This is a genomic window from Staphylococcus croceilyticus (assembly GCF_002902575.1).
Taxonomy (GTDB): Bacteria; Bacillota; Bacilli; order Staphylococcales; family Staphylococcaceae; genus Staphylococcus; species Staphylococcus croceilyticus.
In genome coordinates this window covers 2,013-15,677 of record NZ_PPRD01000087.1, presented here as the reverse complement: position 1 = coordinate 15,677, position 13,665 = coordinate 2,013, and the positions used below count along the sequence as shown (strand labels likewise).

Sequence of the window (13,665 nt, the reverse complement as noted above, 5' to 3'; positions counted from 1 at the left end):
CCTCCAAATATCAACGGAACTTTAAAGTCATTAATCGCATAGCAATTTGACTATGCTTTTATTAGTATAATATATGAAATAATTATGGTCAATTGCAAATCTTTATAATTTTAAAAATTATAATAGTACTGCATCTTCTGATTTATTTGTAGCGTGATCTACTACTCTAATAGCACTACCAATGTTAATTGGATAATCAGCTTTATTAATTTTAACTTTTACAATTTCACCAATTAATGATTCATCGCCTTCAAATTCTACTTTCATGTAGTTATCAGCGTAACCTATTAAAGTACCTTCAGTTTCACCAGCTTCTTCAGGGATAACTTCTAATACTTCATTTTCAAATTTAGATGCATATTCTTTTGCAAGTTGATCACTTAAAGCAATTAACTTATGCACACGCTCATTTTTAATATTTTCATCAATTTGATCATCCATACGTGCTGCAGGTGTACCAATTCTTGCTGAATATGGAAATACATGAAGTTCAGAGAATTTGTGTTTAACAATAAAATCATATGTTTCTTGGAATTCTTCTTCAGTTTCTCCAGGAAAACCAACGATAACGTCACTTGTAACAGCTAAATCTGGTAAAGCATCATGTAATTTCGTTAATCTTTCTGAGAAGTGTTCCATTGTGTATTTACGTCTCATACGTTTTAAAACTGTGTCTGAACCAGATTGAAGTGGTACGTGTAAATGTCTTACCACTTTGTTACTTTGTTTTAATACACCAATGACTTCATCCGTTAATTGACTCGCTTCAATTGAAGAAATTCTGATACGTTCTAATCCATCGATTTCTTCTAAATCTCTTAGCAATTGTGCTAAGTTATAGTTTTTCAAGTCTTGACCATATCCACCTGTATGAATACCAGTAAGAACAATTTCTTTATAACCAGCATTAACTAGTTGAGTCGCTTGTTCAACTACTTTTTCAGGGTCACGAGAACGCATTAAACCACGTGCCCATGGAATAATACAGAATGTGCAGAAGTTGTTGCAGCCTTCTTGAATTTTTAGAGAAGCTCTTGTTCTGTCAGTGAAATAAGGCACATCTAATTCTTCGTATGTACGGTTCTTCATAATATTTCCAACGCCGTTAATAGGTTGACGTTCTTCTCTAAATTGATCGATATAGTCTAATAATTTATGACGATCTTGAGTACCTACTACTACATCAACGCCTGGAATTTCCATAATTTCTGCAGATGATGTTTGAGCATAACAACCTGTAACACATACAACGGCCTCAGGATTTTGACGGATTGCTCTTCTAATAATTTGTCTACTTTTTTTATCTCCAGTATTTGTTACTGTACACGTATTGATTACGAATACATCAGCATTTGTTTCAAAATCGACTCTATCGTAATCTGCTTCTTTAAATAGTTGCCAAATTGCTTCGGTTTCATAGTGATTCACTTTACATCCTAAAGTGTGAAACGCTACTGTTGACATATTATTCACCCCATTAATTCTTTTTCGAAACTTATAGCACTTAATGCATAAAGTGGCGCAGTTTCAGCCCGTAAAATTCTTGGTCCTAAACCTACAGTGGTACCTACTTCACTAAATTTAGAAATTTCTTTTTCTGAAAAGCCACCTTCAGGCCCAAATATAAATAAAATGCGATCATTAGTCTTAAATTGTTTTAATTGTTCTTTAAAAAGACTAACTTCCCCACGTTTTGCTTCATCTTCATATGCTAATAAAATATAGTCATAATGACTAATAGTATCATAAATTTCATCTAAATTCGACTTGAATTTTATATCTGGGATGACTAAACGATAACTTTGTTCAGCAGCTTCTTTAATAATTTTTTGCCAACGTTCTAATTTCTTTTGTACTTTATTTGCTTGCAATTTAACAACGGATCTATCCATTCCCACCGCTATAAAGTTTGAAGCGCCCATCTCAGTACTTTTTTGTAACAGCCATTCGTATTTGTCTGCTTTAATAAGACCACTACAAATTGTTACTTCTACCGGCAATTCAGTATTAATATCTTGTTGTACTAATAATTCAATCTCGATTTTATCTGGGTCAATACTACTGATTTGCGTTGCATAAACCTTTTTATCATTGAAAGTAATAATAATATTATCACCAACAACATTTCTCATTACATTTGTAATATGATGAATATCTTCTTTACTAGTAATAAAAAAACGCTGATTTTCATCAGCGTTTTGATTAATAAAGTACCTTTGCAACTTAGTCACTCACTTTCTGGCCAACGATACAAACCCAACCGTTGTCATGATTGATTGATACTATATTGAAACCTACACGCTTCATATGAGACATAATGTCTTCATGTTTTTCCTCAATAATACCTGAAGTAATAAAATAACCTTCTTCATTTAGAGTATTATAAGCATCTTCAATCATTTCATCAATAATGTGAGCTAAAATATTTGCAATTACAATATCAAATCTTTCAGTTTCATCTTGTAATAAGTTGCCTGGAACAGCTTCAATTGCATCTTCACAATTGTTTTTCTTAAAGTTTTCTTTAGCTACATTTACAGCCATTTCATCGATATCTAGCGCTTTGATTCTTTTAACACCAATAAGATGACTTGCAATACTTAGAATACCAGAACCTGTCCCAACATCTATAACTGAATTAGATGGTGATACATATGTTTCAATCGCTTTTAAGCACATACTAGTAGTTGGATGATCTCCTGTACCAAATGCCATTCCAGGATCTAATTCAATACATAATTCATCATTTGATTCCTTTGTGTATTGTTCCCAACTAGGTACGATAGTAAATCTTTCTGAAGCTCTGAAAGGATGGAAATAGTTTTTCCACTCATTCGCCCAATCAACTTCAGCAATAGTCTTTTCAGAAAAAATAACTGCATCTTTATCTATATCTTCAAGAGCTAAAATGTCATTATAAATCTTGTCTTTTAATTCTTGAGTGTACTTAATTTCATTAAAGTATGCTTTTAATCTCACACCATATTCAGGATAATCTTCTTTTTTAAGTTCGTAGATTTCACCGAATTTGTCGGCTGGTTGGTTGATTAAGTCATCGGAATCCTCTATTACTACACCATTTGACCCATAGTTCTCTAAAATGTCTGTAACTAAATATTCAACTTCATGATTAACTACAACTGAAAGTTCTGTCCAGTTCATTATTTATTCCCCTCTAAAGAATTTACGTGCTTTATCTTTAAAATTAGATGGTTGTTCTTCTACGTTTTCACCACTAATCTCTGCAAATTCTCTCATTAATTCTTTTTGTCTATCAGTTAACTTAGTAGGTGTAACTACTTTAATATTAACAAATAAGTCGCCATGACCGTAACCATGAACATTTTTTACACCTTTATCTTTTAAACGGAATTGTTTACCAGTTTGTGTACCAGCAGGAATAGTAAGTATTACATTTCCATTTAATGTAGGTATTTTGATTTCATCTCCTAATGAAGCTTGTGGGAAACTAACATTTAATTTATAGAATAAATCGTCGCCGTCACGTTCAAATTTATCTGAAGGTCTAACACGGAAGACTACATATAAGTCACCATGTGGTCCACCATTTTCACCTGGCGCACCTTCCCCAGCTAAACGAATTTGTTGATCATTATCTACACCTTCTGGCACAGTAACTTCCAATTTAACTGTTTTATTTTCAGTACCTTTACCATGACAAGTTGGACATGGTTCTTCAAATTCTTGACCTGAACCCTCACATTTAGGACAAGTTTGTTCAGTTCTAACACGTCCTAAGATAGTATTTTGTTCCACTGAAACATGTCCAGCACCATTACAATAGCTACATGTTTTTTTATTAGTACCAGGTTTAGCACCGTCACCATTACAAGTATGACATGTAACGTCTTTACGAATTGAGATTTCTTTTTTAGTACCAAATACAGCTTCTTCAAAATCGAGCGTCATTGTATATTGTAAGTCATCGCCTTTACGTGGCGCATTAGGATCTCTTTGACGTGAGCCACCAAAGAAGGAACTAAAGATATCTTCAAATCCTCCACCACTAAATCCACCGAAGTCTTGACCTCCGAAGCCTTGGCTACCGAAGCCACCTTGTGGTCCACTATGACCGAATTGATCGTAGTTAGCTCTTTTATTTTCATCACTTAAAACTTCATACGCTTCAGAAATTTCTTTGAATTTCTCATCAGCGCCTTCCTCTTTATTGATATCTGGATGATATTTTTTCGATAACTTACGATAAGCTTTTTTTATTTCATCTTTAGATGCATCTTTACTTACACCTAAAACTTCATAGTAATCTCTTTTAGCCACTGTTATCTCTCCTTTTAATCGTTCTGCATATATTCAAATATTTTAATTATAACAGAAAAAGCCAAAGCCAATGTTCAATTGACTTTGACTTTTTGGCTGACATTTATAGGCGTTTACTGAATTTCGCAAACTTTATAAACGATTAGCTATTATTTTTTATCTTCATCGTCTTTAACTTCTTTAAACTCAGCATCTTCTACATTGCTATCATTACCTGATTGTTGTTCAGCGCCACCTTGAGCTTGTTGTTGTGCTTGTTGGTAAACTTTAGCAGATAATTCTTGAATTACTTTTTCAAGGTCTTCTTTTTTAGATTTAATTTCATCTAAATCTTGACCTTCAAGTGCTGATTTTAATGCATCTTTTTTACTTTCTGCATTTGATTTATCTTCTTCACTAATGTTTTCGCCTAAATCAGAGATTGTTTTTTCAACTTGGAATACTAAGCTATCAGCGTCGTTTCTTAAGTCTACTTCTTCACGGCGTTTTTTATCAGCTTCAGCATTTTCTTCAGCATCTTTAACCATACGATCAATTTCATCGTCAGATAAAGCTGAGCTTGATTGGATTGTAATATTTTGTTCTTTATTAGTACCTAAGTCTTTAGCAGTTACATTTACGATACCGTTTTTGTCGATATCAAATGTTACTTCGATTTGAGGTACACCACGTGGAGCTGGTGGAATATCAGTTAATTGGAATCTTCCTAATGTTTTGTTATCAGACGCCATTGGACGTTCACCTTGTAATACGTGAATGTCTACAGCTGGTTGGTTATCAGCAGCTGTTGAATAAACTTGAGATTTAGAAGTTGGGATAGTAGTATTACGTTCGATTAACGTATTCATACGTCCACCCATAATTTCAATACCAAGTGATAATGGTGTAACGTCTAATAATACTACGTCTTTAACGTCACCAGTGATAACGCCACCTTGAATTGCTGCACCCATAGCTACTACTTCGTCTGGGTTTACACCTTTATGAGGTTCTTTACCGATTTCTTTTTTAACTGCTTCTTGTACAGCTGGGATACGAGTTGAACCACCAACTAAGATAACTTCATCAATTTCTGAAGTAGATAGACCAGCATCTTTAAGTGCTTGGCGAGTTGGTTCCATTGTACGTTTGATTAATGAATCAGCTAATTCTTCAAATTTAGAACGAGTTAAACTAATTTCTAAGTGTAATGGACCACTTTCACCTGCTGAAATAAATGGTAATGAGATTTGAGTTTGAGATACACCAGATAAGTCTTTTTTAGCTTTTTCAGCTGCGTCTTTAAGACGTTGTAAAGCCATTTTATCTTGAGATAAATCTACGCCATTTTCTTTTTTGAATTCAGATACTAAATAGTCGATGATTACTTGGTCAAAGTCATCCCCACCAAGTTTGTTGTCACCTGCAGTAGAAAGTACTTCGAATACGCCATCACCTAATTCAAGGATAGATACGTCAAAAGTACCGCCACCTAAGTCGAATACTAATACTTTTTGATCTTGTTCTGTTTTATCTAAACCATAAGCTAATGCGGCAGCTGTTGGTTCGTTGATAATACGTTCAACTTCTAAACCAGCAATTTTACCAGCATCTTTAGTAGCTTGACGTTCAGCATCATTGAAATATGCAGGAACAGTGATAACTGCTTTCTCTACTTTATCTCCTAAGTAGCTCTCAGCTGTATTTTTTAAGTTTTGTAAAATCATAGCTGAAATTTCTTGAGGAGTGTATGATTTACCTTCAATGTCAACTTTGTAGTCTGTACCCATGTGACGTTTGATAGATTGTACAGTGTTAGGGTTAGTGATTGCTTGACGTTTAGCAACTTCACCTACTTGAGTTTCACCATTTTTGAATGCTACAACTGATGGTGTAGTTCTAGCGCCTTCAGGGTTTTGAATTACTTTAGGTTCGTCACCTTCTAAAACTGAGACACATGAATTTGTTGTACCTAAGTCAATACCGATTACTTTACTCATAATAAAATTCCTCCAATATGATTAATTTAATGTAATAAATGGTGTTTTCGTCAAATAAAATTATTGATTTACTTTAACCATTGATGGTCTTAAGACTCTATCTTTTAACTTATACCCTTTTTGTAATTCTTGAGTAATTTCTCCAGATTTAAAATCAGGATTATTGTCTTGAACTACTGCTTGGTGGAAGTTAGGATCGAATTCTTGACCTTCAGATTCGATTTCTTCAAGACCATTTTCTTTTAAAGCTCTTAATAAGCTTTCATGAACCATTTGTACACCTTTTTGTAATGATTTAAATGATTCGTCTTCGCCTTCAATTTGAAGTGCACGTTCAATATTATCAATTGTTGGCAAGATGTCAGTTAAGACACTTTGCGCTTGATATTTTTTATTTGTTGCATTTTCATTTTGAATTCGACGCTTGTAGTTTTCGAATTCTGCATATAATCTTAAATATTTTTCTTCGTTTTCGTTAGCTTTTAATTGTAATTGCTGAATTTCTTCATCTTTAGGATCTACTGATGTTTCTTCAGAGTTCTCTTCACTAACGTCATTATTTTGTAAATTATCATCTTCTGAAGTAGAAGTAGTTGAGTCACCGTTTTCTACTGTTGTTGCTTCCTCTTTTGTATGTTCTTCTTTTTCTTCAGAAACGTCTGTAGTGTTTTTTACAGATTCATCTTTTTCTGTCATGTTATGCCCTCCAATATAATTACAATTAGACTTACCAAATTTGGCTAAGTAATTGAATCACATTTTGATAATGCATCGCAGTTGGTCCGATAACCGCAATTTGTCCTTTTAGAGAATCATCAAAATGATACTGACTAGTGACAATAGAAATATCACTCAGACTATCATCAATTTCTTTACCAATTTTTACATTAATACCTGAAGTAGATATATCTTCAAGTAATTCAGTAATCCGTTCAGATTCTAAATATTGTAAAATTGGTTGAATAGATAAAACATTGGTTTCATTCAATGCATCAATTAGTTTAACCTTTCCGCCCATGAAAATGCTATTACTTTGTTTGAGTAAATGAGAATTAAGCATTGTTATTAAATCATTTACAAAATGTTCTTCTTCTAACGTCTTTGAAAAATACTTTGTTTTCTCATTTAACTTTGCATCTTCAAGACCATAGTTGCTAGTAATAAATTTCGCTATTTCTGTTAATCTATTACTATTCAAACTTATATTAGAACTTAATTGCAAATGTTCTACATGGCCGGAATGATAAATAATAACCATAATTAATATAGACGGATTAGCCTGTATTAAATGAATATTATTTATAATATCTTTATTGTGATTAGGACGAACAACTAACGTTGCATATTGAGATTTCATAGATAATTCGTTTGCAAAATAACTTAATGCTGAAGAAATATCGTAGTGATTCTCAATCAATAGTTGATTTAACCGTTGAACTTTCTTTTGTTTATGATGAGATGTTTGTTTTAATAATTGATTGACATATAAGCGAAATCCCTTCTCTGAAGGAGAACGACCTGATGAAGAATGTGCTTTCTCTAAAAAGTTTAATTCTTCAAGCTGTTTCATATCGTTCCTAATCGTAGCTGGGCTCACATTTAAGTGATGCCTGTCAATCAAGGTCTTAGAACCAATAGGTTGTCCTAAATCAACATAATCTTCAACAATTGCATTTAAAATGCTTAATTGCCTTTCAGTAATCATGTTTTCACCTCATTAGCACTCTTTTATCTCAAGTGCTAATTATAATTTATCAAATTGGTCAAAGTAAGTCAACGTTAAAGCTCTGATTTTTATAAAAAATTATATATTTAATAAAAATGCCTCGAAAACCTCATTTCCTATCACTTTTCCTCTTTCAGTTAAGGATATATAACCATTATTTTCTGTAAGCAATTGTTTGTTTTTTAGTTGATTTATAGTTTGACCAAATACTTTATTTAAAGAAATATTAAATTTATTTTCAAACGTTTGTCTATTAACACCTTTATTCATTCGTAAACCTAGAAACATTTCTTCTTCCATCTTTTCTTCAAAAGTAGGAAAATTGCTTGTTAAGATAGGACGTTTACCATTATTTATTGCATTAATGTAATGCTGAACGGGATTTAAGTTTGAATATCGTTCCCCATTCACATATCCACTTGCTCCAGCTCCGAAACCATAATATTCTTCATTTAGCCAATACACCTTATTATGTTCCGATTCATGTCCTGGTTTAGCAAAATTAGATATTTCATATTGGTTAAATTGAGATCCTGCTAATGTCTTCATTAAATATTGATACATGTTTGCGCCCAAGTCTTCATTAGGTAGCTTCAGTTTGCCTTTACGATACATATTATAGAATTGAGTTTTAGGTTCAAGTATTAAACCATAACTTGAAATATGATCTATATCCATTTGAAGCGCTCGATTTAAGCTGTCCGCAAAGTCCTCTAAAGTCTGTGAAGGTAAATGATACATTAAATCTAAACTTATAGACTCAATCCCTGCTTTTCTGGCATTATTAACTGCATTATAAATATCTTCAGTTTGGTGCGTACGACCAAGGATTTTTAATAATTCAGGTTTAAACGTTTGGACACCCATAGATATTCTATTAACGCCATAGTCTTTTAATAATTTAACTTTATTAAAAGTAAGTTCATCAGGATTAGCCTCAAAACTATATTCCCCATTTATTTTAAATATAGAGTTAATAGCTTTAAGCAATCGTTCAAGTTGAGCTTCACTCAATGCAGTTGGCGTGCCACCACCCACATACATGGTTTCTAATTCTCTATTTTGACTAGTTTTCATTTCTTCAATTAGTGCAGTTAAATATTCATCTACAGGTTGTTTATGAATAAAGTATTTATTGAAATCACAATATGTACAAATTCTTACACAAAATGGAATATGGATATAAGCGCTTTTAAATGACATTTTTACACCCCCACTTAAAATTTTCGAATAAAAAAAGGTTAAGACAAAGGTACAAAATTTTAGTAGTTTTAAGTAAGTTTAATTCTTACTTGTGAAAGCTATATACTCTACTAAATTCTGTTATATCGGAGTGAAACAGAAATCTTAATCTTTAAAAGGATTTCGTTGTCTCAGTCTTCATATAACCAGTACCTATGATTGTCTCAACCTCATTTATATTCTATTCGTCATCCATTTTTAATACAGCTAAGAAAGCATCTTGTGGTATTTCTACGCTACCTACAGCTTTCATTTTAGCTTTACCTGCTTTTTGCTTTTCTAAAAGTTTACGCTTACGGCTAATATCGCCACCATAACATTTAGATAAAACGTTTTTACCCATTGATTTAATATTAGTTCTAGCAACAATTTTTTGTCCAATAGCAGCTTGGACAGGTACTTCGAATTGTTGTCTAGGAATCAATGTTTTTAATTTTTCAACTAAAGCTTTACCTCTTTCATAGGCAAAGTCTCTGTGAACGATGAAACTTAAAGCATCGACTTTGTCGCCATTTAACAGAATATCCATCTTCACAAGGTTACTTTCTTTATTCTCAATGAATTCATAATCAAATGAAGCATAACCTTTAGTGTTCGATTTAAGTTGATCGAAGAAATCGAATACGACTTCTGATAATGGGATTTCATAAACAATATTTACACGAATATCGTCTAAATAATCCATATTGATAAATTGACCACGTTTACGTTGGCATAGTTCCATTACAGCACCTACATAATCATTAGGAACCATCATAGTCGCTTTTACATATGGTTCATAGATTGCTTCAATTTTATCACGTTCTGGCATTTGAGCAGGATTATCTACCGTTACTTCTGAACCATCTTTCATTATACATTGATAAATTACAGATGGAGCAGTAGCAATTAATTCAATACCAAATTCTCTTTCAATACGTTCTTGAATAATTTCCATGTGAAGCATACCTAAGAAACCAGTTCTGAAACCAAAACCAAGTGCTTGAGATGATTCAGGTTCAAATTCTAATGAAGCATCGTTTAATTGTAGTTTTTCAAGCGCTTCTCTTAAATCGTTATAATCTTTATTTTCTATAGGGAATAATCCACAATAAACCATAGGATTCATTTTTTTATAACCTTTTAGAGGCGCCTCAGCAGGACGCTCAGCATGAGTAATTGTATCACCCACACGTGAATCATCTACGTTCTTGATACTTGCAATAATGTATCCAACATCACCAACAGTTAACTCTTCAACAGGTAACTGTTTAGGTGTATTAATGCCAACTTCACTTACTTCAAATTCTTTACCAGTAGCCATCATTTTAATACGATCGCCTGCTTTAACTACGCCTTCCATAACACGAATTGATGAAATAACACCGCGATATGGGTCGTACTCAGAATCAAAAATAAGTGCTTTTAATGGTGCACTTGGATCGCCTTCTGGAGGTGGTACAACTTCTACGATTTTTTCTAAAATCTCTTCTATACCAATATTTGATTTAGCACTTGCTAAAACTACGTCATCTTGATCTAAACCGATAACGTCTTCTAATTCTTGTTTGACCCTCTCCGGTTCAGCGGCAGGTAAATCAATTTTGTTAACTACAGGTAGTAGTTCTAATTCATTATCTAAAGCTAAGTAAACATTGGCTAATGTTTGTGCTTCAATCCCTTGTGCAGCGTCAACAACAAGTATTGCACCTTCACAAGCGGCTAATGATCTAGATACTTCATAAGAGAAGTCTACGTGTCCTGGTGTATCAATAAGATGGAATGTATAAGTTTTTCCATCGTTCGCTTCATATTTTAAACGTACAGCATTTAATTTAATTGTAATACCACGTTCTCTTTCAAGATCCATAGAATCTAATAATTGGTCTTGCATTTCTCTTGTTTCTACAGATTTAGTATTCTCCAAAATTCTATCTGCTAATGTTGATTTACCATGATCAATATGAGCAATTATAGAAAAATTTCGGATAGTTTCTCTTCTGTTATAGCGTTCTTGCATATCCATAACCTATCATTCTCGCTTTCATAAAATTAGCCCTTATATGTATACATCTTTGATATAATATCGTTTTTAAAACTTAATTGCAAATTTGAGATAAACTATTATATTGTAACTTTAATGATTTAAATTAACTTGTTTCAACGAACTAGTTGTTAATTTATACTTCAATTATAAAGTGTTGAATTAGGCTTTCCAATAGTAAATGCGATTTAATTGCTAAATAAAGTTGTTTAACTTCAATTAATGATTGCACAAACATACATGTTTTGATAAAATATTTCTTGTTGTAATCAAAATAAAATTTGATATGCTAAAGCTCACTTTTAGGAGGTGACAGTAATGCCAAATATTAAATCTGCTATTAAACGTGTGAGAACAACTGAAAGCGCTGAAGCTCGTAACATTTCACAAAAAAACGCTATGCGTACTGCAGTGAAAAACGCTAAATCAGCTATCGCTAATAACGCTGACAACAAAGCTGAATTAGTTAGCTTCGCTATCAAATCAGTTGATAAAGCTTCACAAAGTAACTTAATTCATTCAAATAAAGCTGATCGCATTAAATCACAATTAATGTCATCAAGTAAATAATTCTTTAAAAAAGTTCAAGCTTAGCGCTTGAACTTTTTTTATAGAGACAAAATAAATAATTCAAGTATTAATTGTTTGTCCATATAAGATGATTTGAGTTTATAGTCTGTTTCAGCACAATTATCAATAATATTTAAAAGTTGATTTAATTGATAGTGTCTTACTTGAGTTAGCGCAAGTTTTACTCTATATGGGTGGACGTTAACTGTCTTTGCAATTTGTTGTCCACTATAGCCTTTTTGAGAAAGAATCTTACATTGGTAATATAATCTATAATTACTTGTTATTAATGCTAATAATTTAATAGGTTCTTCTTTCATAATAATTAAATCTTTTACAAGTGCAATGGCTTTAGCTTTTTGTCCTTTTTGAATATATTCCGTTAATAAAAAGACGTTTTGTTCTAAACTACGATTAATGATCAAGTTAACGTCCTCTTTAGTTATCGTTGCCCTATCACCTAAAAATAGAATGATTTTTTCCAACTCTTGAGAGACAATGTTGAAATTTATACCAGTTAGCTCAATAAATAAATTTAATGCATCTTGCTTAATGTCTTTATAATTTTCATAAAGTTTATTCTGTATCCAGGATTTTATTTCTTGTTCGGACATTTGTTCTACTTTGGAAAGTTTGCCATTTTGTTTTAACGTTTTAGTTATCTTTTTTCGTTCATCCAATTTATTTTGATAAATTTCGAAAATGATAAGATTCTCGCCATCATATTTATTAAGAAATTCTAAAATTTGATCATTATTTGGCGTTAAATCTTTTGAAACTTTTTCGCCTGTAAAAATAAAAGAATTTTTAACTACAATGGCTTTTTTCTCTGAGATAAAAGGCATAGTTAACGTTTCTTCAATAATATTAGACATGCTATGTTCATATAGATTAAATTTGATATAGTTAAAATCATCTTTTGCTTCATTTAAAAAGTCATTTACAATTTCATTGCTTTTCTTTTCAACAAGCTCTGGTACTTCTCCATAAACGGCCACTATATTATTCCCCATAGTAATGAGCATCCTTTCTAATTTTTACACGTTTACATATTATATCATGAGACAATTATTATCACTAATTCTCAATAATTATTTAAATGAGGTACTGAAGTGATTATCAAGATCAATAGAAATTTCTCCATCATTTTGCGTATTGAAAATCTTTGAATCCAATTTTAGAAGTGAATCAATGGTAGATTGATTAGGAAGATGGTACTTATTATTTTTGCCACTAGAAATAATACTTATTGAAGGATGAATCTTTTCAAGAAATGGAAGCGAACTACTCGTTTTACTACCATGATGCCCTACTTTAAGTATATCTACTTTAGGTAAATCATATCTTTTAAGCAATAAAGTTTCATTATTTTTTGTTGCATCTCCCATTAATAATATATTAATCATTCTATATTTAACTAATAGAACAATACTGTGTTCATTTTTATCCTCACTTGTTGGAATATAAGAATTAAGAAAAGATATATTACTATTTGATAATTGAATTGTATCAATCTTTGTCGCATCGAATAATTTGATATTATTCTTTTCACAAATTGTTTGTATTTGAGTGTATTGTTCTTTTGAATAACTTAAGATATTAATATATAGTCTTTTGATTTTAATGTGATTAGCTAAATAAGGGAATTCGGCAATATGGTCTGCGTGGGGATGTGTCAGAATTAGATAATCGATTGAAGATATACCTTTTGATTTTAATGAAGGAAGTATATGATATTTTGAAATATTGTGAGTAGCAGACTGATTGTTGGAAGTTTCCTTTCCTCCTGTATCAACCATTACCGTTTCATTTTTGTTAGTTTGAAA

The 13,665-nt window shown here is 31.9% G+C and carries 12 protein-coding genes; 1 reads left to right on the top strand and 11 read right to left on the bottom strand.

Annotated features, from left to right (window positions below; all coding sequences use genetic code 11):
• Positions 1-117: 117 nt before the first annotated feature.
• The 9 genes from mtaB to lepA form a co-directional block, all read right to left on the bottom strand.
• On the bottom strand, positions 118-1,464 hold the full coding sequence (gene mtaB / locus CD128_RS09780; RefSeq protein WP_103329731.1) for a tRNA (N(6)-L-threonylcarbamoyladenosine(37)-C(2))-methylthiotransferase MtaB: 1,347 nt from the start codon (positions 1,462-1,464) through the stop codon (positions 118-120).
• Between the two features lie 5 nt (positions 1,465-1,469).
• Positions 1,470-2,222, bottom strand: a complete 753-nt coding sequence (locus CD128_RS09775; protein ID WP_103329730.1) for a 16S rRNA (uracil(1498)-N(3))-methyltransferase — start codon at positions 2,220-2,222, stop codon at positions 1,470-1,472.
• 1 nt (position 2,223) lies between these two features.
• On the bottom strand, positions 2,224-3,162 hold the full coding sequence (prmA, locus tag CD128_RS09770; protein WP_103329729.1) for a 50S ribosomal protein L11 methyltransferase: 939 nt from the start codon (positions 3,160-3,162) through the stop codon (positions 2,224-2,226).
• A gap of 3 nt (positions 3,163-3,165) precedes the next feature.
• A complete protein-coding gene (gene dnaJ / locus CD128_RS09765) occupies positions 3,166-4,299 on the bottom strand; it encodes a molecular chaperone DnaJ (protein ID WP_103329728.1) in 1,134 nt (377 codons plus the stop codon).
• Between the two features lie 149 nt (positions 4,300-4,448).
• A complete protein-coding gene (gene dnaK, locus CD128_RS09760; RefSeq protein ID WP_103329727.1) occupies positions 4,449-6,278 on the bottom strand; it encodes a molecular chaperone DnaK in 1,830 nt (609 codons plus the stop codon).
• A 60-nt stretch (positions 6,279-6,338) separates the two neighbouring features.
• The gene (gene grpE / locus CD128_RS09755; protein WP_103329726.1) at positions 6,339-6,974 is read right to left on the bottom strand and encodes a nucleotide exchange factor GrpE; all 636 of its coding nucleotides are present in this window, start codon (positions 6,972-6,974) and stop codon (positions 6,339-6,341) included.
• Between the two features lie 31 nt (positions 6,975-7,005).
• Positions 7,006-7,983, bottom strand: coding sequence for a heat-inducible transcriptional repressor HrcA (gene hrcA / locus CD128_RS09750; protein ID WP_103329725.1), 978 nt, complete (start codon positions 7,981-7,983; stop codon positions 7,006-7,008).
• Positions 7,984-8,082: 99 nt separating this feature from the next.
• Positions 8,083-9,207 carry a radical SAM family heme chaperone HemW gene (gene hemW / locus CD128_RS09745; protein WP_103329724.1) on the bottom strand — a complete coding sequence of 375 codons (1,125 nt, stop codon included), beginning with the start codon at positions 9,205-9,207 and terminating at the stop codon, positions 8,083-8,085.
• Positions 9,208-9,427: 220 nt separating this feature from the next.
• A complete protein-coding gene (lepA, locus tag CD128_RS09740) occupies positions 9,428-11,251 on the bottom strand; it encodes a translation elongation factor 4 (protein WP_103298118.1) in 1,824 nt (607 codons plus the stop codon).
• A gap of 336 nt (positions 11,252-11,587) precedes the next feature.
• Between lepA and rpsT the strand changes: the two genes are divergently transcribed.
• Complete coding sequence (gene rpsT / locus CD128_RS09735; protein ID WP_103298117.1) at positions 11,588-11,839, top strand: 30S ribosomal protein S20; 252 nt, start codon at positions 11,588-11,590, stop codon at positions 11,837-11,839.
• A 38-nt stretch (positions 11,840-11,877) separates the two neighbouring features.
• Here rpsT and holA read toward each other — a convergent pair whose 3' ends face one another.
• Positions 11,878-12,852 (bottom strand): DNA polymerase III subunit delta, encoded by a 975-nt coding sequence (gene holA / locus CD128_RS09730; protein WP_103329723.1) that lies wholly within the window; start codon positions 12,850-12,852, stop codon positions 11,878-11,880.
• Positions 12,853-12,930: 78 nt separating this feature from the next.
• Positions 12,931-13,665 (bottom strand): ComEC/Rec2 family competence protein (locus tag CD128_RS11900; protein ID WP_231917299.1); only part of this gene is annotated, 735 nt, incomplete at its 5' end.

What these genes read in the sequence shown, in the direction of transcription:
- mtaB (WP_103329731.1), bottom strand. Translation starts at nt 1,464, where the DNA reads ATGTCAACAGTAGCGTTTCACACTTTAGGATGTAAAGTGAATCACTAT.
- prmA (WP_103329729.1), bottom strand. Translation starts at nt 3,162, where the DNA reads ATGAACTGGACAGAACTTTCAGTTGTAGTTAATCATGAAGTTGAATAT.
- dnaK (WP_103329727.1), bottom strand. Translation starts at nt 6,278, where the DNA reads ATGAGTAAAGTAATCGGTATTGACTTAGGTACAACAAATTCATGTGTC.
- grpE (WP_103329726.1), bottom strand. Translation starts at nt 6,974, where the DNA reads ATGACAGAAAAAGATGAATCTGTAAAAAACACTACAGACGTTTCTGAA.
- hrcA (WP_103329725.1), bottom strand. Translation starts at nt 7,983, where the DNA reads ATGATTACTGAAAGGCAATTAAGCATTTTAAATGCAATTGTTGAAGAT.
- hemW (WP_103329724.1), bottom strand. Translation starts at nt 9,207, where the DNA reads ATGTCATTTAAAAGCGCTTATATCCATATTCCATTTTGTGTAAGAATT.
- lepA (WP_103298118.1), bottom strand. Translation starts at nt 11,251, where the DNA reads ATGGATATGCAAGAACGCTATAACAGAAGAGAAACTATCCGAAATTTT.
- rpsT (WP_103298117.1), top strand. Translation starts at nt 11,588, where the DNA reads ATGCCAAATATTAAATCTGCTATTAAACGTGTGAGAACAACTGAAAGC.
- holA (WP_103329723.1), bottom strand. Translation starts at nt 12,852, where the DNA reads ATGGGGAATAATATAGTGGCCGTTTATGGAGAAGTACCAGAGCTTGTT.